Origin of the sequence: Tsuneonella dongtanensis (assembly GCF_001698205.1) — a bacterium.
Classification (GTDB): domain Bacteria; phylum Pseudomonadota; class Alphaproteobacteria; order Sphingomonadales; family Sphingomonadaceae; genus Tsuneonella; species Tsuneonella dongtanensis.
Window position 1 is genome coordinate 1,080,163 of the sequence record NZ_CP016591.1, and the last position, 22,494, is coordinate 1,102,656.

20 protein-coding genes and 1 tRNA gene are annotated in these 22,494 nt (G+C 64.7%); 14 read left to right on the forward strand and 7 right to left on the reverse strand.

What is annotated here, in order from left to right; translation table 11 throughout:
- Window positions 1-26 precede the first annotated feature (26 nt).
- From truB to A6F68_RS05170, 6 genes are all read left to right on the forward strand, one after another.
- Entirely contained in the window at window positions 27-980 is a 954-nt protein-coding gene (gene truB, locus A6F68_RS05145; protein ID WP_067682105.1) for a tRNA pseudouridine(55) synthase TruB, read from the forward strand.
- The gene (rpsO, locus tag A6F68_RS05150) at window positions 977-1,246 is read left to right on the forward strand and encodes a 30S ribosomal protein S15 (RefSeq protein WP_067677072.1); all 270 of its coding nucleotides are present in this window, start codon (window positions 977-979) and stop codon (window positions 1,244-1,246) included. Before truB ends, rpsO begins: the two co-directional genes overlap by 4 nt.
- A gap of 173 nt (window positions 1,247-1,419) precedes the next feature.
- Window positions 1,420-3,738: a polyribonucleotide nucleotidyltransferase gene (pnp, locus tag A6F68_RS05155; protein WP_067677074.1), complete on the forward strand. Its 2,319-nt coding sequence runs from the start codon at window positions 1,420-1,422 to the stop codon at window positions 3,736-3,738.
- 81 nt (window positions 3,739-3,819) lie between these two features.
- A complete protein-coding gene (locus A6F68_RS05160) occupies window positions 3,820-4,530 on the forward strand; it encodes a spermidine synthase (RefSeq protein WP_067677076.1) in 711 nt (236 codons plus the stop codon).
- Window positions 4,531-4,866: 336 nt separating this feature from the next.
- Window positions 4,867-6,555, forward strand: coding sequence for a DUF8189 domain-containing protein (locus A6F68_RS05165; protein ID WP_067677078.1), 1,689 nt, complete (start codon window positions 4,867-4,869; stop codon window positions 6,553-6,555).
- A gap of 28 nt (window positions 6,556-6,583) precedes the next feature.
- Window positions 6,584-6,880, forward strand: coding sequence for a protease inhibitor I42 family protein (locus A6F68_RS05170; RefSeq protein WP_067677080.1), 297 nt, complete (start codon window positions 6,584-6,586; stop codon window positions 6,878-6,880).
- Here the strand turns inward: A6F68_RS05170 and A6F68_RS05175 are convergent.
- Together A6F68_RS05175 and A6F68_RS05180 are read right to left on the reverse strand one after the other, a co-directional pair.
- Complete coding sequence (locus A6F68_RS05175) at window positions 6,877-7,398, reverse strand: DUF1993 domain-containing protein (protein ID WP_067677082.1); 522 nt, start codon at window positions 7,396-7,398, stop codon at window positions 6,877-6,879. The genes A6F68_RS05170 and A6F68_RS05175 overlap by 4 nt on opposite strands.
- 64 nt (window positions 7,399-7,462) lie before the next feature.
- Entirely contained in the window at window positions 7,463-8,146 is a 684-nt protein-coding gene (locus A6F68_RS05180) for a GcrA family cell cycle regulator (RefSeq protein WP_067677085.1), read from the reverse strand.
- A gap of 88 nt (window positions 8,147-8,234) precedes the next feature.
- Between A6F68_RS05180 and A6F68_RS05185 the strand changes: the two genes are divergently transcribed.
- Window positions 8,235-9,104 (forward strand): ABC transporter permease, encoded by an 870-nt coding sequence (locus A6F68_RS05185; protein WP_067677087.1) that lies wholly within the window; start codon window positions 8,235-8,237, stop codon window positions 9,102-9,104.
- On the opposite strand, the gene hspQ is transcribed toward A6F68_RS05185, so the two are convergent.
- Entirely contained in the window at window positions 9,101-9,481 is a 381-nt protein-coding gene (hspQ, locus tag A6F68_RS05190) for a heat shock protein HspQ (RefSeq protein ID WP_067677089.1), read from the reverse strand. The two genes, A6F68_RS05185 and hspQ, sit on opposite strands and share 4 nt — an antisense overlap.
- A 157-nt stretch (window positions 9,482-9,638) precedes the next feature.
- Here hspQ and A6F68_RS05195 point away from each other — a divergent pair.
- The 7 genes from A6F68_RS05195 to A6F68_RS05220 all read left to right on the forward strand — a co-directional run bounded on the left by A6F68_RS05195 (window position 9,639) and on the right by A6F68_RS05220 (window position 16,283).
- Window positions 9,639-9,728 (forward strand) — tRNA-Ser (locus A6F68_RS05195).
- A 1,228-nt stretch (window positions 9,729-10,956) separates the two neighbouring features.
- Entirely contained in the window at window positions 10,957-11,538 is a 582-nt protein-coding gene (locus tag A6F68_RS05200) for a hypothetical protein (RefSeq protein ID WP_067677091.1), read from the forward strand.
- A 125-nt stretch (window positions 11,539-11,663) separates the two neighbouring features.
- On the forward strand, window positions 11,664-13,631 hold the full coding sequence (locus tag A6F68_RS05205; protein ID WP_157096661.1) for a DNA primase family protein: 1,968 nt from the start codon (window positions 11,664-11,666) through the stop codon (window positions 13,629-13,631).
- A gap of 378 nt (window positions 13,632-14,009) precedes the next feature.
- Window positions 14,010-14,270: a hypothetical protein gene (locus A6F68_RS05210; protein WP_067677094.1), complete on the forward strand. Its 261-nt coding sequence runs from the start codon at window positions 14,010-14,012 to the stop codon at window positions 14,268-14,270.
- A gap of 105 nt (window positions 14,271-14,375) precedes the next feature.
- On the forward strand, window positions 14,376-14,843 hold the full coding sequence (locus A6F68_RS05215) for a hypothetical protein (RefSeq protein WP_067677097.1): 468 nt from the start codon (window positions 14,376-14,378) through the stop codon (window positions 14,841-14,843).
- An 89-nt stretch (window positions 14,844-14,932) separates the two neighbouring features.
- Window positions 14,933-15,106, forward strand: a complete 174-nt coding sequence (locus A6F68_RS14670; protein WP_074428281.1) for a helix-turn-helix domain-containing protein — start codon at window positions 14,933-14,935, stop codon at window positions 15,104-15,106.
- A gap of 16 nt (window positions 15,107-15,122) precedes the next feature.
- Window positions 15,123-16,283, forward strand: a complete 1,161-nt coding sequence (locus A6F68_RS05220; protein WP_067677099.1) for a tyrosine-type recombinase/integrase — start codon at window positions 15,123-15,125, stop codon at window positions 16,281-16,283.
- Between the two features lie 188 nt (window positions 16,284-16,471).
- Here A6F68_RS05220 and A6F68_RS05225 read toward each other — a convergent pair whose 3' ends face one another.
- From A6F68_RS05225 to A6F68_RS05240, 4 genes are read right to left on the reverse strand one after another with little or no spacing between them, the layout of a single operon-like run.
- On the reverse strand, window positions 16,472-18,100 hold the full coding sequence (locus tag A6F68_RS05225) for an AMP-binding protein (protein ID WP_067682107.1): 1,629 nt from the start codon (window positions 18,098-18,100) through the stop codon (window positions 16,472-16,474).
- Window positions 18,097-19,533 (reverse strand): amidase, encoded by a 1,437-nt coding sequence (locus A6F68_RS05230; RefSeq protein ID WP_067677101.1) that lies wholly within the window; start codon window positions 19,531-19,533, stop codon window positions 18,097-18,099. The genes A6F68_RS05225 and A6F68_RS05230 overlap by 4 nt, the downstream gene beginning before the upstream one ends.
- A 6-nt stretch (window positions 19,534-19,539) precedes the next feature.
- Window positions 19,540-20,271, reverse strand: coding sequence for an alpha/beta fold hydrolase (locus A6F68_RS05235; RefSeq protein ID WP_067677104.1), 732 nt, complete (start codon window positions 20,269-20,271; stop codon window positions 19,540-19,542).
- Complete coding sequence (locus tag A6F68_RS05240; RefSeq protein ID WP_084001677.1) at window positions 20,271-22,481, reverse strand: TonB-dependent receptor; 2,211 nt, start codon at window positions 22,479-22,481, stop codon at window positions 20,271-20,273. Before A6F68_RS05240 ends, A6F68_RS05235 begins: the two co-directional genes overlap by 1 nt.
- Window positions 22,482-22,494: the final 13 nt, after the last annotated feature.

Genomic DNA, 22,494 nt, shown 5'->3' on the forward strand with positions numbered 1-22,494 from the left:
GGCTGATCCTCGACAAGCCGCGCGCAATGGGATCGACCCAGGCCGTTGCGGCCGTCAAGCGGGTGCTGCGCGAGGCGGAGTACGGGAAGGTCAAGATCGGTCACGGCGGCACGCTCGACCCGCTGGCCGAGGGCGTACTGCCGATCGCGCTTGGAGAGGCGACAAAGCTGGCCGGACGGATGCTCGATGCCAGCAAGGTCTACGAATTCACCATCGCGTTCGGCGAGGAGACCGACACGCTCGATACCGAGGGCGAGGTCGTCGCCCGGTCCGACCGCCGGCCTCCGATCGCGGCCGTGGCTGCGATCCTGCCGCACTTCACCGGCGCCATCGAGCAGGTGCCGCCCGCCTTTTCGGCGCTCAAGGTGGACGGGCGCCGGGCCTACGACCGGGCACGGGCAGGCGAGGAGGTCGAGCTTGCGGCACGGGCAGTGACGATCCACTCGCTCGCCCTGGCGAACGACAGGACTGCCATGCCCGTCGATTCGGCGTTTGCGACGACCACGGGACGATCGGACCCTTACGACCCTGCCGCGCCGCTTGAACTGGCGGACAGCATCACCCTCGTCGCCCACGTGAGCAAGGGTACGTACATCCGTTCCCTGGCACGGGACATCGCACGCGCGCTTGGAACGGTGGGGCACGTTACCTATCTCAGGCGCACGAAGGCTGGCCCGTTCACCGAATCCCAGGCGATTTCGCTGGACTTGCTGAACGAAATCGGTAAGGGCGCGCGCCTTGAAGACCACCTCCTGCCGCTCGAGGCGGGGCTGGACGGTATCCCGGCCCACATACTCGACTGGACTAGCGCGCAGGCGGCCCGACAGGGCCGGGTCGTGTCCGGACAGGCCCTACCCGTTGGCCTTTTCCTCGGTGTCCATGCCGGCGTGCCGGTGGCGCTGATGGAATCCGACGGGTCGACCGCGAAAGTGGTCAGGGGCTTCAACCTCCCCGATACCGCGAAGAAAGAAGATACATGACCGTTACTGCCGAGAAGAAGCAGGAAATCATCAAGGACAACGCCCAAGCCAAGAGCGATACCGGTTCCCCCGAAGTGCAGGTCGCGATCCTCACCGAGCGCATCCGCAACCTCACCGAGCACTTCAAGGATCACCACAAGGACAACCATTCGCGCCGCGGCTTGCTGATGATGGTCAACAAGCGCCGCAGCCTGCTCGCGTACCTCAAGAAGAAGGACGTCGAGCGGTACAATGCGCTGATCGCGAAGCTCGGACTTCGCAAGTAAACGTTTCTCGAAGCGGCCCCTAAGCGGGCCGCTTCGTTTATCCGGCTCCTGCGCAATCCGGCGCCGGAGCGGACCAATGGGGCGAGAGAAATGCCCCGCACCGGACCGGGACGGCATACCCGGCACTGCAGGCCCCGCGATGCAATGTGGCACGCGGGTCAAAAGGAAAATCAATGTTCGACACCAAGACTGTATCGCTGGAGTGGGGCGGCAAGACCCTCACTCTGGAAACCGGCCGCATTGCCCGTCAGGCAGACGGCGCGGTCCTCGCCACGTACGGCGAAACCGTAGTGCTTTGCGCGGTCACCGCCGCCAAGAGCGTCAAGGAAGGGCAGGACTTCTTCCCGCTGACCGTCCACTACCAGGAAAAGTTCTCGTCGGCCGGGCGCATCCCGGGCGGCTTCTTCAAGCGCGAGCGCGGGGCGACCGAAAAGGAAACGCTGACCAGCCGCCTGATCGACCGTCCGGTCCGTCCGCTGTTCCCGGAAGGGTTCTACAACGAGATCAACGTCATCGCGCAGGTCTTCAGCTATGACGGCGAGTGCGAGCCCGACGTGCTGGCGATGATCGCCGCTTCGGCCGCGCTGACCATTTCGGGCGTTCCCTTCATGGGCCCGATCGGCGCGTGCCGCGTCGGCTTCAAGGATGGCGAGTACATCCTCAATCCGAAGCAGACGACCGCGCTGACCGACGGCGGTCGCCTCGACCTCGTCGTCGCCGCCACGCACGACGCGGTGATGATGGTGGAATCGGAAGCCAAGGAACTGACCGAGCAGGAAATGCTCGGTGCGGTTGCTTTCGCGCACGACAGCATCCGTCCCGTCGTGAAGGCGATCATCGATCTGGCCGAGCAGGCCGCCAAGGATCCGTGGGAAGTCGCCTCGCAGGACGGCAACGCCGACATGAAGTCGGCCATCAAGGCGATGATCGGCGACGACATCGCTGCGGCCTACAAGACCACCAGCAAGTCCGATCGCTCCGACATGCTCAATGCCGCCCGCGACAAGGTCAAGGCGCACTACGCCTCGGACGAGTTCGACGGCCAGGCGCGCATGACCGCGATCAAGCTGACCAAGAAGATCGAGGCCGACATCGTGCGCGGCGCGATCCTGAAGGACGGCACCCGCATCGACGGCCGCAAGCTCGACCAGGTTCGCCCGATCGAGGCGATGGTCGGCGTGCTGCCGCGTGCGCACGGTTCGTCGCTGTTCACCCGCGGCGAGACGCAGGCGCTCTGCTCGACCACGCTCGGAACCAAGGAATCCGAGCAGATGATCGACGGGCTCGAGGGCCTGACCTACGAGCGCTTTATGCTGCACTACAACTTCCCGCCGTACTCGGTCGGTGAAGTCGGTCGCTTCGGCGCTCCGTCGCGTCGCGACACCGGCCACGGCAAGCTTGCCTGGCGCGCGCTGCACAATGTGCTGCCGAGCCACGACGAGTTCCCGTACACGATCCGCGTCCTGTCGGACATCACCGAGTCGAACGGCTCGAGCTCGATGGCGACCGTCTGCGGCGGCTGCCTTAGCATGATGGACGCCGGCGTTCCGATCGAACGCCCGGTCAGCGGCATCGCGATGGGCCTGATCCTGGAAGGCGAGGACTTCGCGGTCCTTTCCGACATCCTGGGCGACGAGGACCACCTCGGCGACATGGACTTCAAGGTTGCAGGCACCGAGGCTGGCATCACCACGATGCAGATGGACATAAAGGTCGCCGGCATCACGCAGGAGATCATGGGCAAGGCGCTCGAGCAGGCCAAGGCCGGGCGCACGCACATCCTGGGTGAGATGCAGAAGGCCCTCGGCGCCGCGCGCACCGAGCTTTCGGCGCACGCACCGCGCATCGAGACCATGCAGATCGACAAGTCGAAGATCCGCGACGTCATCGGCACCGGGGGCAAGGTGATCCGCGAGATCGTCGCCGAGACGGGCGCGAAGGTCGACATCGACGACGAAGGGATCATCAAGATCAGCTCGTCGGATCTCAGCCAGATCGAGGCGGCACGCAAGTGGATCGCCGGGATCGTGGAAGAGGCCGAGGTCGGCAAGATCTACAACGGCAAGGTCGTCAACATCGTCGACTTCGGCGCGTTCGTGAACTTCATGGGCGGCAAGGACGGTCTCGTCCACGTCTCCGAGATGCGGAACGAGCGGGTCGAGAAGCCGACCGACGTCGTGTCGGAAGGCCAGGAAGTGAAGGTCAAGGTCCTCGAGATCGATCCGCGCGGCAAGGTTCGCCTGTCGATGCGCGTGGTCGACCAGGAAACCGGCGAGGAGCTGGAGGACACCCGTCCCCCGCGCGAACCCCGCCCGGACCGTGGTGACCGTGGCGGCGACCGTCGCGGACCGCGCGGCGGCGGCGACCGTGGTGGCCGCGGCGATCGCGGTCCGCGCCGTGACGGTGGCGATCGCGGCCCCCGCCGGGAACGCGACGATCGTCCCCGCGAAGGCGGCGGCGAGAGCCACATTCCGGACTTCCTGAAGGACTGATCCGGTCTGTCGAGGTCAAGGGGCCGTCGGAGCGATCCGGCGGCCCTTTCCTTTTGCGCGCCATGCTGCGAGGGCGCGCGCATGATCCCGCGCGAAACCCTTGCCACGGCCCGCATTCCCGGCGGCGACACGCTGACGCTTGTGCGCCACGGCACCGACCACGTCGTGATGCTCGGCAGGGACGAGCTGATGGGCACACGCATGCGGTTCTCCGAAGAGCAACTCGCCGAGTTGACCATCGCCGAGCTGTCCACCGACGCGCCGCGCTTGCTGATCGGCGGTTACGGAATGGGTTTCACACTGCGCGCGGCATTGGGAAAGCTGGGTCCGAAGGGCCGCGTCACGGTCGCCGAGATCGTGCCCGAGATCGTCGAATGGGCGAAGGGCCCGTTGGCGCACCTCACCGGCGACAGCCTCGACGATCCGCGGGCGACGATCGAGCTGTGCGACGTAGCCGCCCTGATCGATGACGCGGTCGACGGAACCTTGCCGCGCTGGGATGCAATACTGCTCGACGTCGACAACGGTCCCGACGGGATCGTGCGGACAGGAAACGAGCGGCTCTATACCCGCACCGGACTTGCCCGCGCGCGCGACGCACTGAACCCCGGCGGCGTGCTGGCGGTCTGGTCGGCCGCGCCCGACCCCAAGTTTGCCCGGCGCCTGAAGGATGCCGGGTTCGCGGTCGACGAGCGCACCGTGCGCGCGCGACCGAACAACAAGGGACCGCGCCACACTATCTGGTTCGCCCGCTCGGGGTCATCGAACCTATCGGCCTCTAACGCGAGCTAACCGAGCACCCCTTTTTCAAAGATCGAAGGTCGATGATGACGGTCGAAAATGGTAAAGTATTTGCTAAATAACATGTAAAACCGCCGAGGAAAAATAGATTCCTATTGAGATACTTCGAATTCGATAGTATCATTTGCAGACTCGAAGACTTTTATATTCGAGCAATTGCACAACACATCGGTCGCCATCGCCCTGCATCCGGAACAGCCCGGGTGTAGATCAAGTCGCGTGCGCATTTCGCGCTCGCGATGGTTCGCCGGAGATCCGGACCGCCCCTGGACGCGACCTGTTCTGGGCGCGCCGGCGTTCGCCCGGTTTCGAGGGAAGGAACCAGTCATGGCCAAAGTCGATATCGCCGCAGTCCAGACCAAGATCGTCGAAAAGCAGGCCCGATGGCAGGCCCGCGCGAACACGATCACGCAGTTGAGCGACGCCGCGCGCAAGCGGATGCTGGGCGTCGTCGTCGACCAGGCCGAACTGGCCAGGGAAGTCGCCGCAGCCAAGCCCCCCGCGGCGCGTGCGAACGCACCGGAAGCGCCTGGCGCGCCCGGCTTTGCGCCTGCGGTGGATTGGCGCAATCGCAACGGCAACCACGTGACCTCGGTGAAGGACCAAGGCGGCTGCGGATCCTGCGTGAGCTTTTGCACGACTGCCCTCACGGAATCGATGGCTTCGATCGAAAAGGGGCAGAAGCTCGATCTGTCCGAAGCGGACCTGCACTTCTGTTCGAGCCACGGAGCCAACTGTAGCGGATGGTGGCCGAACAACGCGCTCGGCGAGATCAAGAACCGGGGGATCGTCGACGAGGCGAGTTTTCCCTACTCTTCAGCCTTCACCGGCTCCGGCGGGGCTCCGGTCTGCAAGAACGTCGCCAACCGAGACGACAAGGCGGTCAAGATCACCAATTTCGGCGCGCTTTCGAGTGCGACCGATCGCAAGAACCACTTGACCAATGTCGGGCCATGCTCGGCGGTGATCGAGGTCTACAACGATTTCTTCGCCTACAGTTCGGGCGTGTACAGCCACGTCAGCGGAGCGCTCGCGGGCCTGCACTGTGTGCTCGTGATCGGCTATTCGGAGGTCGATCGCTGCTGGATTTGCAAGAATAGCTGGGGCGCCGGATGGGGCGATGGCGGCTATTTCCGGATCGCCTACGGCCAGTGCGGGATTGACACCACCTATCCCTTCCACTGGGCGACCGGAGTCAAGATACCCGGCGGCAAGTGGTCTGGCTGGGAGGATCTCGGCGGCATCATCACGTCGCGCCCGCAGGCGGTTTCGTGGGCGAAGGATCGGATCGACGTCTTCGCCCGGGGACTCGACTCGGCGGTCTGGCACCGCTGGTGGGACGGCGCCGGCTGGCGGGGGTGGGAAAGCTTGGGCGGACTCATCCACGGTGCTCCGGCTGCTGCGAGCTGGGCGAGCGGACGGCTCGACATCTTCGGCATCGGCACCGATCACAAGCTCTATCACAAGTGGTTCCAGGGTGGCTGGTCGGGCTGGGGAAGCCTGGGCGGCTTCCTGACCTCTGAGCCTGCCGCCGTCTCATGGGGACCCAACCGCATCGACGTGTTCGCGCGCGGCGGAGACAATTGCATGTGGCACCTGTGGTGGGACGGCGCGCGCTGGAACGGGTGGGAGAATCTCGGCGGCCAGCTCTCGTCGGCTCCGGCTGTCTGCTCGTGGGGTGCGAACCGCCTCGACTGCTTCGTACGCGGGCTCGATTGCCAGCTGCATCACAAGTGGTGGGACGGCAGCCGCTGGAGCAACTGGGAGGCACTCGGCGGGATCCTTACCGACGCGCCCGCCGCCGAAAGCTGGGGTCCGAACCGCATCGACGTGTTCGTGCCGGGCACGAACTTCCATATGTTCCACAAGTGGTGGGACGGAACGAAGTGGAACGGTTACGAGGACCTCGGCGGAGTGCTCAGTTCGGGCGTGGGAGTGTCGTCGTGGGCGGCCAAGCGCCTCGATACGTTCGTCATGGGCACAGACAGCCACATGTATCACAAATGGTACGCCTGATACGGTAACGGCGCAAAGGGATCTCGCGATGCTCGAAACCGCCTCTGCCCTGGTGATGGCTGTTGGAAGCGTGGAATCGCTCGATCTGGAAAGGCAGGGGGTCGGCGGATACGTCTGGTCGATCCCCGACCTTCCGCCCGGGCTCGAGCTTGCAGGAGAGCCGCAACAAGCAGCGGTTGCCGGCGGGATCGGAGAGGGGGCGGTGTTCCATGTCCCGCTGCGGGCGACAGCGGCGGGACACTACGTCATCGTGGCCGAACGGCGCAGGCCCTGGGGCGCGGGAGAACCCGCCGAGCGCCGGACGATCTCGATCGACGTTGCCTAGCTGGCGATGCGCACCCGGCCCATGAAGTCGCGCTTGCCGACTGGCACGCCCTTCATCCGGAGGATGTCGTAAGCGGTCGCGCAGTGGAAATAGAAGTTGGGCTGGCTGAAGCTCAGCAGGAAATCCTCCGCCTTGAATTCCATGCCGTTGCCGCGGAACTCGAAGCGCATCGGCTGGCCCATGAAGCCTTCCATTTCGTCCTCGGTCAGCGCTTTCATCGCCTCGACCGCGCTCGCCAGCTTCGTGCGCAGGGCCTCGAAGCTGTCCGGCGGGGGATTGAGGTCGGGCGAATATACGCCCTTGCGAATGCCTTCGATGGAGCCCTGGGTGTGCTCCGCGACGCACTTTACCTGATACGAGAACGGCAGCATGTCTTCGATGATGCGCGTGCCGATCAGGTCGGCCTCGGGGCACCCGCTCTCACCGCACCACTTCTCGGCGGTATCGACGAGGTGGCGGGCAGTGCCCAGCATCTGCAGCGCGCTGGGCACGTAGGCGGCGTGAAGCGAAAGCGGCATCGGTCTCTCCCTTGAACAAAAGGCCCGGCAATCTCGCGACTGCCGGGCCCCATGGTAATCTGGTCTAACGGACCCGCGGTCCGCCGAACGGAAGCGGCGGAGGAGGGCGGCGCGCGCCGCGCGGCAGCTGCGCCTGGTAGGCGCGCCCGCAATGCTCGACGCAATAGGGGAAACCGGGGTTCACCGCCTGTCCGCAGAAATGAAAGTCGGGCTCGCCGGGATGGCCCATGGGCCAGCGGCAAACCTTGTCCGACAGGTCGAGCAGGCTCGTCTTGTCAGCGATTTCCGGGCTCGGCTTGGCGGGCACGAGGCGGCGCGGCGGCGCGGGCGGTATCGGCGCCTGCTGGTCGCCAGGGCCCTGGCGCAGGAAGCCGCCGGGTCCGACCGAGACGATCTTGGGCAGATCGGGCGTCGGATTGGGCAGCGGCTGGCTGGGAATGTCGGACCGCGGGGCTGGGCGCGCTTCCGCTGCGGGCGCAGTCGGTGCCGGGGCAGGGCGCGGCGGCGCCACAGGCGCTGCGGCCTTCTTGACGGGCGCCTTGGCGATGGGAGCAGCGGCCTTCTTCGCCTCGGGCTTGTCCTCGTTCGGCTTGACCGGGGAAGGGCGTGCCTTGAGGCCAAGCCGGTGCGCCTTGCCGATCACTGCATTGCGGCTGACTCCGCCCAGTTCGTCGGCGATCTGGCTGGCGGTCGAACCGCCTTCCCACATCTTCTTCAGCGTCGCGATGCGTTCGTCTGTCCAGCTCATCGTGGGGGATCAATTCCTGTCGTTGCCGGCGCCGCCAAGCGAGTCGGACCGCTTGTCACCGGAGCCGCTTGGCCCTAGTCGCCGCGCCATGGCCGATCAAGTCCAGCCCCTCGTCGAGACCGCCGCACCATCCGCGCAGCCGTTCAGGCCGCGGGGAGAGCCGGTGATCCAGGGCATCAACCGGATCGGATTGTGGAGCCTCTATATTAAGGAGGTTCGCCGGTTTCTCAAGGTGCAGACACAGACGGTATGGGCTCCGGCGGTCACCACGCTCCTTTTTCTGGTCATCTTCACCGTCGCACTGGGCCGCGAAGGCCGCGAAGTGCTGGGGGTCTCGTTCGCCACGTTCGTCGCGCCGGGCCTCATCGTGATGGGCATGATGCAGAATGCCTTCGCGAACTCGAGCTTCAGCTTTCTTTCGGGCAAGATCCAGGGGACGATCATCGACCTGCTGATGCCTCCGCTGTCCTACGGCGAACTGATGACCGGCATCGTCGCCGCCGCGGTGACGCGCGCGGCCATGGTCGGGACTACGGTGGGCCTTGCCATGTTGCTCTATCCCGGGGTCAGCCTCGCGATGGCGCATCCCTGGGCGGTGCTGTGGTTCGGGCTGATGGGCGCGGTCATGCTGGCGCTGATGGGCCTGATGACCTCGGTGTGGGCCGAGAAATTCGACCACGCGGCTGCGGTCACCAACTTCGTCGTCGCGCCGCTCAGCCTGCTGTCGGGCACGTTCTACGTGATCGACAACCTCAGTCCGCTGTTTCAGGCGATCAGCCGCGCCAATCCGTTCTTCTACGTGATCAGCGGCTTCCGCTTCGGCTTTCTCGGCCAGAGCGACATCGGCAGCACCAACCTGGCTGTCCTCTGGAGCGCGGTGGGGCTGGGGGTGTTCAACCTCGTGCTCGGCGGGGCAACCTATGCGCTGCTGTGGAGCGGGTGGAAGCTGAAAAGCTAGTGCGTCAGTCCGCGGCGCAGCTTGTAGCGACCGTCGGCAAAGTCATCGAACAGTTCCGGCACTTGCGGATGGTCGACCGGTCCGTTCTCGGCGTCGCCGAGAAGGTTCTGCTGGCTGACGTAGGCGACGTACGACGAATCGCCGTTTTCGGCGAGCAGGTGGTAGAAGGGCTGGTCCTTGTGCGGACGCACCGCAGCAGGGATCGCTTCGTACCATTCGTCGCTGTTGGCGAAGACCGGGTCGATGTCGAAGACCACGCCGCGAAAATCGAACACCCGGTGGCGGACCACCTCGCCGATCGCGAACCGCGCCCTTGCGTGGCGCGGCGCTTCGATCGTGCGGCCTGCAGTGGCCGAAAAGAAATGCGCGCGGTCCATCATGGAGGAATATAGACCTTCGCAGATGCGAAACAAGCGGTGCTTCCCCCTCGTCCACCGCGCGGCGCATGATCGGGTCTTGGCAAGCGCATTCCGCTCGGCTAGGCGGCGCGCTCGTTTCGGCCGGGACCGTCAGGTTCCACACGCAGGACCTCGCGGAGAGGTGGCAGAGTGGTCGAATGCGCCGCACTCGAAATGCGGTGTGCGGGTAACCGTACCGTGGGTTCGAATCCCACCCTCTCCGCCAGCAGCTAGTCGCTACCGTTCGCCTATGTTCGTTCCTCCGTTTTAAAACAGCAAGTTACGGAAACATGCGTCCGTGCGTGTATCAGCGGGTACGCCCCAATCCGGTGAAGACCTTAGGGACAGACTTAGGGTCGACTTCCCAAAAATGTCGCTATTTTGTTTGCGGCGAATTCAGCAGAGTGAGGCCCCGCACACCCCATACCCCCATCGGAAGAGGGTGGTACCCTTGCTGGCCGAGTCGAGCCCTTGATCCGGCACTTCGGTGCGATCCAAGTTGTTCAACATCATGAAGCTCGAAGCGACTGCGATTTCGCCTAACTCGGCGAATAGAGGTAGCCCTCTTCGCACCCGAAGTTGGCTTGGTGCCAAGCGATGTGGCCCCACCCACTTCCATAAACCGTCCCCGATCCGGACACTGGCCTTGGTTCGGGTTCTGGCCGGGGCAAAGGGCGGGCTGATTTGTGCCGCATCTGTTTCGTAAGTCTGAACCTCTGAATCTACTCCCGACGAGCCAATGCAATGACACTCAACTAGGATACGGCAGGCAATCGGCGGCAGCGTTTCTCGTCGATCGTTGTTGTACCGAGTAGGCCCTGTCGTCGCACGTCCTTTCTCGCTTGCGAACAGCTGTCGAGCAAGTGCCGCCGCGGCGAGGTCGGAGGGGCGCAAATCCTTCATTGTGACACAACCCGAAGCCCCAGCAGGTTTAGGCGACCGGAGACGCAATCCCCCGACAACCGCGACAGGACAAGATCGGCCTTGCTGCGCTCCACCGCGGTGGATCGACGAAGTAGATCCGCAGATCGGAGACTTGCGCACTCGCTCGGTCGTCGAGCCGGATGCACCTGCGCCTTGTTGTGGTTCATGGCGGGAGCGGCGGCGATCGAGACGTTGCGGTGCCAGCAAAAAGTCGCTCGCTTTCGAGTCGTTGACGAGCAAGTCCCGGATTGGACGATCGCACCCTCGGCTGCCGACGCCAGGGTATCGATGTGGTAGCTCCGCGCAGCGATCAGCCAGGTCATGATGCTGATCGAAGCCTTCGTCGCCGGCACTGGCGCTACAGACAGCCTCCGGGTTTTGCGGATCGGAGCGTGACGGCTCATCGTCGACTTCTGCCGAAGATTCGTCATGCATATCATGGATATGCGTTCCGTTTCGGGTTCCGTGTCTAAGTCGAAAACGCCAAGGGGTGGCCGTCACAAAGACGAAACCACCTGCTGGAGTTCACTGTGCAGAGCATCAACTTCCACCCTGATGGATACATCAAACTGACCGCGGACTTCTTCGAGGACTGGATCATCGACAACACTTTGTCGAGCGCGATGGACCGCTTCGGCGATCCGTCCTCTCGGTCCCTGAAATGGCGCTTCCGAACGAGTGCCGCCGCCCTTGCTGCCGATGTCGCGGCGTCTGGCAGCGACTGGTCCGCCCTCTCGTTGCACCTTGCTGCCGCATCGCGCGAGGCGGGAATGGAGCAGGAAGAAGTGCCGGCGATGCTCGCCGACGCCTGGAAGTGGGGGCAGGCTAACCCGACCAGGTGGATGGCCCTGCCGCGGCGCTGGGTCTTCGACCTCGAGGCGGAGGAGTTCATCGACGTAACCAATGGCGTCACACTCGCCGTGCCGGCGTTCGACTGGGCTTTTTCTGGCCTTTGCCCGCTGGCCGGCTGGTCGACCAGCGACTTCCTCCTGTGTGAGGGACCGGTGATCGAGGTCGACAGGGTCGAGTTTCTGGCCCCGCGTTCTGCGCGCTTCGTGCATGTGGACGATGAGGTTGTCCTGGAACTGCCGAGCGACTGGACTCTCAACTAGCACTCACATTTCTCAGCCCCGCACCGGTTTGCGCTCGGGGTCACCTTTCCACCCACCGCTGCTGCTCTTCGCCGGGTGATCCTCGGCGATCGGTGGAGCTTCTCCCCAAATCGAAGGAATCTAGCGTGACCATTTCAGCTTTAAACACCCCTCGGCCTGACAATCCCTGCCTGGAAACTTCGCAACCTTCCGAAAGAGAGAGCCTCTCGCGCCGTGCGCGAATGCCGACCAGAGATGTGGTCCCATCGGGAGAGCGCGATTTGCAGTTGCGGGTGCTCGCTCACCGGATGGCCGTCGCAGTCCTCGCTCAAAACCCCGAACGGCGCCTGTCCATCACGGAAGCCATCGGGAAAATCGCTGAGTGGATCGAAGGCTACCCACACATTGTATCCGGGGGAGCCCCTGATCCACAGGTCGGCCCGCAACTCCTCGTTGAGGAGATCGCCTCATTGGTGGCTCAAGGAGAAGTTGCCGACCCTCGGCTGCTCGATGAGCTTGAAATGCAAGATTTGCCGCCTGCTCTTCAAGAGGCAATAGCGCAAGTCGTTGAAGATAAGCCCTGGTCTTTCGACCGCGCGAAGGCGTGGCTGGATGAGAAAATCGCCGTTGACCCCCACGGTGGCGATTACTTCGCCGACGCGGTGCACGAACTGCTCCGTCTTCTGTCTCGAGACCCAAACCTTAGTGACACCCACAGGGACGCGATCTTCAGCTACATCAGGCGTCACGACGGCGTCCTCGATTTTAAGAAGAGGGACCTGATCGACGGACTCAATCGGCTAAGGGCTGACCTCAAGAAGCAGGAGCCGACGGACCACGCGATCATCGCGAGGCAGGTCTTGCGCGAGTTGGAAGTTGGGGGCGAAATCCGGTTCCATCTCGGCCAGTTCTGGCAGTGGAACGGCAGTCGTTTTGCTCGCCTCGACGAGCACGCGATCTACATGCACGTCGCAACGAACGTGAAGAGTTCGATGCTCGTGCGTCGAAACAGCGACTACAAGGCGATCGTCGAGGTCCTTGAAAAGATGTGTAAAGGCCCCTTGCGCACTTTCGACACGCTCGGGTTGAACTTCGCTAACGGCTTCGTCGGTGCCGACCTTGTCATAGCGGACCACGATCCGAAGTTCGGCGCCACCTTCACCTTGCCGTTCGAATACGATCCTGAGAACGCAAAATGCTGCAACCGCTTCCTCGAGTTCCTCCACTCCTGCTGGGGGGCAGAAGCCGACTTCGGTCAGCGCGTTCTTGCGCTCCAAGAAGCCTTTGCCGCGACGCTCTACGGTATCGCGCCCGACTACCAGCGCGCGTTCCTTTTATTCGGTCGGGCGGGCACCGGGAAGACCGTGTTGCTCAAGATTTTGCGCGCACTGTTGCCCCCAGATGCGCTGGCTGAACTCGGCCCCCAGTATTGGGGTGTGCCATTCCATCTCATCGATTTGATTGGCAAGTCCGTGAACATCTGCGGAGAGTTACCCGAGAATGGCCTGATTACCGGCAACATCTTCAAAGAGGTGGTCGAGGGTTCGCCGGTGCGCGACAGCTTCAAAGGCAAGGACGGCATTGTGTTCAAGCCAATCGCCGCGCACTGGTTCGCATCGAACTATCTTCCCAGAAGCCGCGACACATCGCGGGGCTTCATTCGTCGCTGGCTGATACTCGACTTCAACCATCCGGTCACAAAGGAACACATTATCGAGAACCTCGCCGAGATCATCGTCTCGGAAGAGCGCCACGCGATCGCCGCTTGGGCTCTCGATGGCCTTCGCCGTTTGCTCGATCAAAGGGGCTATACGCTGCCGCGATGCCACAGTTACCGGGGCGACCAGATGCGGCGTATCAACAACGCGGTACACTCGTTTCTTGAGGACGATCGGAACTACACAAGGGGAGATGGGACGGTAGGGTGCCGAGAGCTCTTCGAAAGCTATAACCACCACTCTCGCGAGATGGGTCGTCTCCGGTCGCTTAGCTTCGAGCAATTCATGCAAAAGCTCGAAGACCTCGATCTAATTGTTCAGCGTGACGATCTGGGCGACTTCTTGGTCTACGGCCTGTTGAATGTCGAGGGGAAGAAGGGAAACCCTCGATCATGAGGCCGATATTTCGCTACGCCATTTCTACGCCGACTTGGTCTATCTCCTAGCTATCTATCTCTTGAAGAGACCAAACGTGAAAAAAGAAGCATATCATGGATATACAGCAACTCGAGCTATTCTGGGGCCAAGTATTTCAGAAGATCTCCAAAGGACGGGGTCGATGACACGTAGGCGCCCCTCCAACGAAAAAAATCCTCGCATAGCATGGATATAGCACGCTTCGTGCTTGTCCTCAGAATCCCGGACTCTTACATGCTCAAGCGGACCCGAACGCGGCTGCAACCGCGCCCGGGCCCTAACCACCAACCGTCACTTGGAGACGACTCGATGGCTGACACGCCCACTACCGCCCCTGCTGCTGCATGGGCAACTTCCATGAACACCCTCGCCGCCCTGAACCAGCGCCTGGACCAGGTCCCGCCTCACGAGGTGGACCAGATCGAGCGCCAGATCGCGGCGATCCACGATGACCTCCTCGACACACCGGCACCTCACCTCGCGGCGGTCGCTGCGAAGCTGAACATGCTGTGGGAAGCAAAAATGCACGGCCTTGACAAGGAGAGCGAGGAGCGCCGCTTGATCCTCGAAGATCTCGAGGGCCTGGTCCTGGCCCAGCGCGAGCTCCTCGGAGCCTGACCCCCCAACCCCTCGCCTGACGAACCGCCTCCGCCTGCGCGGAGGCCGGTTCGCACACGCGCGTCCAGGAGATTATCCGTGACCCCGAAGCAAATCCGTAACCAGATGATCCGCCAGGTCCTCGAGCGTGACGAAGTCGATAACCGGCTCCTCAAGTTCTTCGACCTCGACCCATCGGCTGGTGTCGAAGGAGAGGTGCCGGCATCGTATCCAGAGCTCGTCGATCCCGATACTGAGGACGAGGTCTACTACGGCACCGTGCCGTTCGAGATACAGGTCGGGATCATGGGCCAGACCCACACGATCGATTGCCGGGCAGTATATTCCGCCACGCTCGTCCAAGACGGTTCCATCCAAGCGTTGCTCGACGGCGTACTCGGCGATTGTGAAATCGAATACCAGATGATCACGAGGATGCCGAGGCCTGGTATCGGCATCCTCGGCTACCGCGACGGCAGGCCCCTCGCACCGCGCTGGCAATCTTTTGAGCCGGGTCCCCTTCTTCCGTGGGACCTTCGGATGATGGTGCGCGCCTTTGTCGAGAGAGATGCTGCCCGGCAGGCAGAAATCTGACTCTATAGCCAGGATATGCATGTCAAATCAGCTGGTTGCTTGTTCCTTCGGGCGTTAGCCGCGGATGACAAGTAACCAGAGGAAAATACGTGAGCAAGCTTTCCTACACCATCAACGAGGCGGTCGAGGCGTCGGGCATCGGCCGGACCACGCTGTACGAACTGATCAAGGCTGGCGAGCTCACGCCGGTCAAGATCGGGACACGAACGCTGATCCGCCGATGCGACCTCGAGGCCCTCCTCGAGCGACGCTTGGCTGCCTGATCTTAAGGATCACGACATGGCGCGTGAAATCAACAAATTGAACCCGCTCAAGATCAAGGGCCTCTCGAAGCCTGGCCTGCACCTCGACGGGAACGGCCTTTATCTTTCGGTCTCGAAGACAGGGGCGAAGGCCTGGGTGCTCATTTATTATCGCAACAAGAAGCGGACCGAGCTCGGGCTAGGCCCCTTCCCAGCCGTGAGCCTGAGCCAGGCCCGGGAGAAGTGCCAGGAAGCTGCCACGCTGCGCGCGCAGGGTAGCGACCCCAAGCAGCAATGGCGATCAGCAAATGATGTTGGCGATACGACGTTCGGAACGGTCGCCCTCGACCTGATCGAACTGCTCGAAGCTGGCTGGAAGAACGAGAAGCACCGCGCCCAGTGGCGCAGCACCCTCAAGACTTACGCCAAGCCAATCTGGGACAAGCCGGTCGATGCGATCTGCGTCGATGATGTTCTTGCGATCCTCCGACCGATCTGGACGACGAAGGCAGAGACGGCGAGCCGGGTCCGGGGACGGGTCGAGGCCGTGCTCGATGCAGCTAAGGTGCGCGGATTGCGCAACGGGGAAAACCCCGCTTCGTGGCGCGGCAATCTCGCGTTGCTCCTGCCAAAGCGAAGGAAGGGCCCGAAGCAGCACCACTCGGCGATGCCGTACGACCAGGTGCCCGCGTTCGTTAAGCGGTTGCGCAAGCTGCCGGGTAATTCCGCCAAGGCGCTTGAGCTCCTGATCCTGACCGCAGCGCGTACCTCGGAGATCATCGACGCCGACTGGTCCGAGTTCGATCTCGACAAAGGTCTGTGGACTGTGCCGGCAGAGCGAATGAAGGCTGGCAAGGAACACCGGGTGCCGCTAAGCAAGCGGGCGGTCGAGCTTCTTAAAAACCTGAACCCTGGCGAGGGCCTGGTCTTCCCCGGAAGCTCGCCCAAGAAGCCGATGTCGAACATGGCGATGGCAATGCTGCTGCGGCGACTGAAGTGCGACGACGTCACCGTGCACGGGTTCCGCTCATCGTTTCGCGACTGGGCCGGCGAGACGACCACCTTCCCGCGCGAGATCGCGGAACATGCCTTGGCCCACCAGGTCGGCAGTGAGGTCGAACGCGCCTACAGGCGCGGCGATGCACTCGATCAGCGTGGGAGCATGATGGAGGAGTGGGCCACTTTCTTAGCCAGTTGATTTCTAGTCCGCTTTGCGCCCCAATTTCAGCCGTCCAGGTCAGACGCCAATGCGCCCGAAAGCGGACCACACGAAAGTGCGATTGGGGGGGCACTCGAACAGCGGAATCATAATCCGCGTGTCGGCGCTTCGAGTCCCTCCTCCGCTACCAGTCTCTTCATTGGGCAACCGAGACGGTGGGCAGTAGTTCAGGACCGCGCTTCGGCTTGCGTCGTTTCGCGCATCAGGTACTTCTGGACCTTACCGGTCACCGTCATGGGGAACTCTACCACGAAACGAACCGTGTGCGGGATCTTAAAATGCGCGATTTTGCCGCTACAAAAACCGGTAATGTCTTCGGCGGTCAGCGCATGGCCGCTGCGCGGAATGATCCACGCGCAGACCTGCTCGCCGTAGCGATCGTCGGGAATGCCGAATACCTGCGCGTCGGCGATGGCCGGATGGCGTAGCAGGAACTCCTCGATCTCGCGCGGATAGATGTTCTCGCCGCCGCGGATGATCATGTCCTTGATCCGCCCGGTAATCCGGCAGTACCCCCGCGCGTCGATCGTGGCGAGGTCGCCGCTGTGCATCCAGCCGTCGGCGTCGATCGCGGCGCGCGTCGCGTCGGCATCGCCCCAGTAGCCCTGCATCACCGCATAGCCGCGCGTGCACAGCTCGCCCGCCACGCCGCGCGGGCAGGTGTGGCCGTCAGGATCGACGATCCGCACCTCGAGGTGCGGTTGCACGCGGCCGACGGTGCCGACGCGCTCGGCCAGCGGATCGTCGATGTCGCTCTGGAAGCTCACCGGGCTGGTTTCGGTCATGCCATAGGCGATCGTCACCTCGCGCATGTGCATCCGCTCCATCACCGCGCGCATCGTTACCTCGGGGCAGGGCGATCCCGCCATGATTCCGGTGCGCAGCGACGAGAGATCGAAGCCGACGAATTGCGGGTGTTCGAGCATCGCGATGAACATTGTCGGCACGCCGTAGAGCGCGGTGCAGCGCTCGTCGGCGACTGCTGCCAGCGTTTGCGCGGGATCGAACGATTCGGCCGGATAAACCATCGCCGCGCCAGTGCACGCCGCGGCAAGGTTGCCCATCACCATCCCGAAGCAGTGATAGAGCGGCACCGGAATGCAGATCCGGTCGTCCGCGCCCAGCGCGATGCGGTGCGCGACCTGGCGCGCGTTGTTGAGGATGTTCCGATGTGTGAGCGTCGCACCCTTCGGGCTGCCGGTGGTGCCGCTGGTGAACTGGATGTTGATCGGGTCGCGGTTGGAGAGCACCGGCGATGCGGGCGGGGTTGCGCTCGCCGCAAGGTCCGCCAGCCGCAGGAAACCAGCGCGCTCCTCGACGCCGGTGTGGATCCGCACCCCCAGCAGCGGCAGGCGCGGCGCGAGTTCGTCGAGCATGGCGATGAAATCGCTGTCGCGATGCCCCGGCGCGGTGACGATCGCGCGGCAGCCGACCTTGGCGAGCGCGTGTTCGAGCTCGCTCAGCCGATAGGCCGGGTTGATCGTCACCAGCACCAGCCCGGCACGCGCCGCGGCGAACTGGGTCAGCGTCCATTCGGCGCAGTTGGGCGCCCAGATCCCGATCCGGTCGCCGGGTTCGAGCCCCCGCGCCAGCAGCGCCGCGGCCAGCGCATCGACCCGCCGCTTGAGCTCCGCCCAGCTCCAGCGCACCTGCTGGTGCGCCACGACCAGCGCGTCGCGGTCCCCCCACCGCGCGGCGGTGCGGTCGAACTGTTCGCCGATCGTGCATTCGAGCAGCGCCGGCGATCCTGCGCCGACGACGTGGCTGAGTGCGGGATCGGGCGAGGCGACGTTCACTGGAGCGCCGCGATCAGGCAGTCCTGCCGCGCGCGCCACCCGATGGTGCGCTCGAGCTCGCCCGCCAGCGCGAACAGCACGTCCTCGCGCCCGGGATGCGCGACGAACTGCATCCCCAGCGGCAGCCCGCTGGCCGACCACGCCAGCGGCAGGCTGATCGCGGGCGCGCCCGCTCCGTTCCACAGCGAGGTGAACGGCGCATAGGCGAACACGCTGGCCAGAAAGGCGCCAAAATCGTCCGCGCGCGTGTCGAGCGATCCGAGCGGCAGCGGTGCGCGCGCCACGGTGGGCGAGAGCACCACGTCGCAATCGCCGATCTGGCTGAGCGCGTCGCCCGCCACCAGGTGCAGATCGGCAACCGCGCGGTTGAGGTCCGCGGCGCTATGCGTCCGGCCGAGCGTGATCGCGTTCCACACCGATGTTTCGAAGTCCGCGGCGCTCGCGCTCCGTCCGGTCGCGTCCTCGTGCGCCGCGACCGTGGCCGCCACGCTCGACGACAGCACCAGCGTGAATGCTGCAGCATAGCGGGGGACGTCGATCTCGATCGCGATCTCGTGCGTGCGGTGGCCCAGGGCACGGCACTGCCAGGCCACCGTGTCGAGCGCGGCGAGGTACTCGGCCGAGACCGGCAGTTTCGATGGCGGCGCGCGCATCACCCCGATCCGCAGGCCCGGCATTGCGGTGTCTGCGGCCGCCGCGAAGCTGCCCGTCGGGGCGGCGCGATATGGCGCGGGCGCGGCGGTGTTCGCGGTGGCATCGAGGATCGCGGCACTGTCGCGCACGCTGCGGGTGACCGCATGCGCGTGGAAGATGTCGCTCCACCCTTCGCCGTGGTCGAGCCCGGCGAAGGTGCGTCCGCGGCTGGGTTTGAGGCCGACCAGCCCACACGCCGCGGCGGGAATGCGGGTCGATCCGCCGCTGTCGGTGGCGTGCGCCGCCGGGACCATGCCGCTGGCGACCGCCGCGGCGGCCCCGCCGCTCGATCCGCCGGGCGACAGCGCGGTGTCGTACGGGTTGCGCGTGGCGCCGTGGAGGCGCGGTTCGGTCGCCGCGTTCAGGCCGAACTCGGGGGTGTTGGTGCGCCCGATGATGACGAACCCGGCGCGCCGCAGCCGCGCCACGAGGTCGCTGTCGGCAGCCGAGACGTGGTCGGCGAGGAACGTCGATCCTTGCGTCAGCCGGCTCCCGCGCACGAGCGTGTGTAGGTCCTTGACCAGATACGGCACCCCCGCGAAGGGCGCCGCCGGGTCGAGCGCGGCGATCTGGTCGTCAATCGTCTCGTAGAGCGTTTCGACCACCGCGTTGATCCGCAGGTTGAGCGCGGCGATCCGTGCGATCGCCGCATCGGCGAGCGCGCGCGGAGTGGTTTCGCCCGCCGCCACCAGCGCCGCGAGCGCGGTCGCGTCGTGCGCCGCATAGGCGTGTGGTTCCATCGCCGCCTAGGCCCGCGCGGCGTCGATCAGCGCGCGCGCCAGCGCGGCGGGCGCCGTGAACATGGCCTCGTGGCCCGCTTCGACCGCGATCAGGCGGCACAGTCCGAGCCGGTCGAAGAAGCGCGGGAAGAAGTGCCATTCGCCCGGCGGAAAGGCGACGTCGGTGCGGCAATCGACATAACTGCGCGGAACCTCGAGCGCGGCGAACCCGGGCATGGCCACCGGCTCGCTCACCGGACGGAACGGTTCAGGGCAGAGGCGCGCGAATGTCTCTTCGGCCAGCGTCAGGTCAGCCTCGCCGACGAACCGCTCGCGCCACACCGGCCACGGCATCTCGAGGCTGTTGTCGGGCGATGCGGCCGCCATCGCCGCGAAGATCTTCGCGCTCTCGGGCGGGATCACGTCGATCAGCCGCTCGCCATCGGCGGGAACGATCGGTGCGACGAACACCAGCCGTTCGAGCGCGTCCGCCACCTGTTCGGCCGCTGCGGCGACGACCGCGCCGCCCAGGCTGTGTCCGACGAGCACCACGCGTGCCGCGCCGCACCTGCGCACCGCCGCGACCACCGCCGCGACATAGTCTGCAAAGCCCACGTCGCGGTCTGCCGCCGGGCCGTGTCCGGGCAGCGTCGGCGCGTTGGCGGCATGGCCCGCGGCGCGCAGCGCGTCGCTCACCGCGTCCCATGCGCCGCCGTCGTGCCACGAACCGTGGACGAGGACGAAATGCTGCCCCGCCATCAGTAGTTGACGCTGATCCGCACGCCCGCACGCCGCGGGGGCAGCACCTGATCAAAATTGCGCGCGTTGCCAGCGAAGAAATAGGCGTTCCAGACGTAGGACACGTCGTAGCTGTCGAGCACGTTGTCCACGAACACCCGTGCCGACCAGCGATCGTTCTCGATCCCGGCGCTGATGTTCACGCGGTCGTTGGCGGGAATGTCGAAGAACGGATCGACCGAGGTGCCGGTGCCCGTGTAATAGGCGCCGATGTGCCGGTATTCGGCGCGCGCAACAAGGTTCAGCGAGCTGCTGAGCGGGGCGTTGTAATCCGCCGCCACGCTGTAGGTCCACGCGGGAACGAAGGGGAAGGCATCGCCCGCGCGATCGATCCCGTCCTCGTTCACGTAGCGATCGTAGCGCGTCTGGACGTGGCCAACGTTGGCGTCGAGCGTGAAGCGTTCACTCGGGCGCAGCACCGCGCGTGCCTCGAAACCCTGGGTGTGGCTCTTGCCCGCATTGTCGATCGCAGAGACCGGGATCGTGCCGTTGACAAGAATCACGGTCTGCAGCTGCTGCTGTGTCAGGTTGACGCGGTAGGCCGACAGCTCGACCATCAGCAGCTGTTCGATCAGGTTGCCCTTGAGCCCGATCTCGTAGTTCGCGCTGCGCTCGCTGTCGAACGGCAGGTTCGATTCGAGCGTCGCGGTGGTCTTTTGGTAGCCGCCCGCCTTGAACCCTTCGGCGTAGCTCGCATAGGCGAGCAGGTTGTCGGTCAGCTTGTACGACAGCGACGCGGACTTGCTGACCCCGTCGAAGGTCGACGACGGCGTGTCGAGGAACTTGGGGCTGAAACCGATCAGCGGGATGGTGAAATCGACATCGGCGCGGTTGTCGACCGTCTCGCGCGAGTAGCGCAGCCCGAGCGCGAGCTCGAGCCGGTCTGTCAGGTCGTAGATGCCCTGGCCGTAGATGGCGAAGCCCTTGCGATCGTTGTCGATGATCTGCGAACGCACATCGATCCCGGCGAAAAAGGTGTCGAGATCGGGCAGGTAGAAATCGCGGTCCTGGCGATTCTTCTCGCCGAACAGGTAGACCCCGGTGGTCCAGCCGAGCGGCCCGGAGCCGGTCGAGGCTAGCTTGAACTCCTGCGAGTAGATCTTTTGCCGCGTGCGTAGGTCGTAAAAGTTTCCGGTAAAGTCCGGCCCGCCGTCGAAATCGAACGGGCCGCGATTGCGCAGTTCGCGCCAGCCGGTGATCGACGACAGCCGCGCGCCGCCGAGGTCATGATCGATGTTGAGCGCCGCACCCCAGCCTTCACCCACGTTGTCGAGCTGGAATTCGTTGAAGGTGTCGTAGCAGCCGCAGTCGCGCGGCACGCCCGGATAGCCGGCATTGCCCTTGCTGCGCGACCAGTCGGTGGTGAGATAGAGCTCGGTCGCCGCGTCCTTGTAGCGCAGCCCGCCGCGCAGCGCCGTCTTGGTGTAGTTGTCGGCGGCGACCCCGAAGGTCTTGCCGCCCAGCGCCGCGCCCGGTGCCGCGCCGATCGTCCGGTTGGTCAGGAACCCGCCGGTTGACATCCCTTCGCCGCTGAGACCCGCTGACCATTCGCCGCCAACCGGCCCCGATACCGCAGCCAGGACCTTGATCGTCTCGAAGGTATCGGCCTCGATCGCGGCCTTGGCGCGCAGCTGCGAGCCGGGGCGGCGGGTGACGATGTTGAGCGCGCCGGCCTCGGTGTTGCGCCCGAACAGCGCGCCCTGGGGGCCGCGCAGCAGCTCGATCCGCTCAAGATCGACGAACCCGGTGTCGAACCCCAGGCTGGGGGCGTAGACCCCGTCGACGAAGGTCGCGGCAGACGGTTCGCCGCCCGAGTTCGCGCCGACGCCACGGATGACGAGGTAGGTCGTGTCGCGCGTGGGCGTGACCACCGACGAGGAGAAGTACAGGCCCGGAACGCTGCCAAGCAGGTTCACCACGTTGTCCGCGCCGATCTTCTCGAGCGTCTCGCCGGTCACTGCTGCGACTGAGACGGGCACGTCTATCAGCCGCTCGTCGCGCCGCCGCGCCGTGACGATGATGTCGGTCGACGTCGCTGCGTCCGGTTCGGCGGCCGCGTCCTGCGCCAGGGCGGGGGCGCACAGCCCGGGCGAGACTGCGACGAGCGCCGCCAGCGAAAGCTCTGCCACGAATGCCGCGCCGCGCGCGCGCCGTGCAATGTTCGTCCGCACCTGTTCGATCCCC

Bases quoted from the DNA above. Each gene is read 5' to 3' on its own strand.
- truB (WP_067682105.1), top strand. From the start codon at position 27: ATGGGATCGACCCAGGCCGTTGCGGCCGTCAAGCGGGTGCTGCGCGAG.
- rpsO (WP_067677072.1), top strand. From the start codon at position 977: ATGACCGTTACTGCCGAGAAGAAGCAGGAAATCATCAAGGACAACGCC.
- pnp (WP_067677074.1), top strand. From the start codon at position 1,420: ATGTTCGACACCAAGACTGTATCGCTGGAGTGGGGCGGCAAGACCCTC.
- A6F68_RS05160 (WP_067677076.1), top strand. From the start codon at position 3,820: ATGATCCCGCGCGAAACCCTTGCCACGGCCCGCATTCCCGGCGGCGAC.
- A6F68_RS05165 (WP_067677078.1), top strand. From the start codon at position 4,867: ATGGCCAAAGTCGATATCGCCGCAGTCCAGACCAAGATCGTCGAAAAG.
- A6F68_RS05170 (WP_067677080.1), top strand. From the start codon at position 6,584: ATGCTCGAAACCGCCTCTGCCCTGGTGATGGCTGTTGGAAGCGTGGAA.
- A6F68_RS05175 (WP_067677082.1), bottom strand. From the start codon at position 7,398: ATGCCGCTTTCGCTTCACGCCGCCTACGTGCCCAGCGCGCTGCAGATG.
- A6F68_RS05180 (WP_067677085.1), bottom strand. From the start codon at position 8,146: ATGAGCTGGACAGACGAACGCATCGCGACGCTGAAGAAGATGTGGGAA.
- A6F68_RS05185 (WP_067677087.1), top strand. From the start codon at position 8,235: ATGGCCGATCAAGTCCAGCCCCTCGTCGAGACCGCCGCACCATCCGCG.
- hspQ (WP_067677089.1), bottom strand. From the start codon at position 9,481: ATGGACCGCGCGCATTTCTTTTCGGCCACTGCAGGCCGCACGATCGAA.
- A6F68_RS05210 (WP_067677094.1), top strand. From the start codon at position 14,010: ATGAACACCCTCGCCGCCCTGAACCAGCGCCTGGACCAGGTCCCGCCT.
- A6F68_RS05215 (WP_067677097.1), top strand. From the start codon at position 14,376: ATGATCCGCCAGGTCCTCGAGCGTGACGAAGTCGATAACCGGCTCCTC.
- A6F68_RS05220 (WP_067677099.1), top strand. From the start codon at position 15,123: ATGGCGCGTGAAATCAACAAATTGAACCCGCTCAAGATCAAGGGCCTC.
- A6F68_RS05230 (WP_067677101.1), bottom strand. From the start codon at position 19,533: ATGGAACCACACGCCTATGCGGCGCACGACGCGACCGCGCTCGCGGCG.
- A6F68_RS05235 (WP_067677104.1), bottom strand. From the start codon at position 20,271: ATGGCGGGGCAGCATTTCGTCCTCGTCCACGGTTCGTGGCACGACGGC.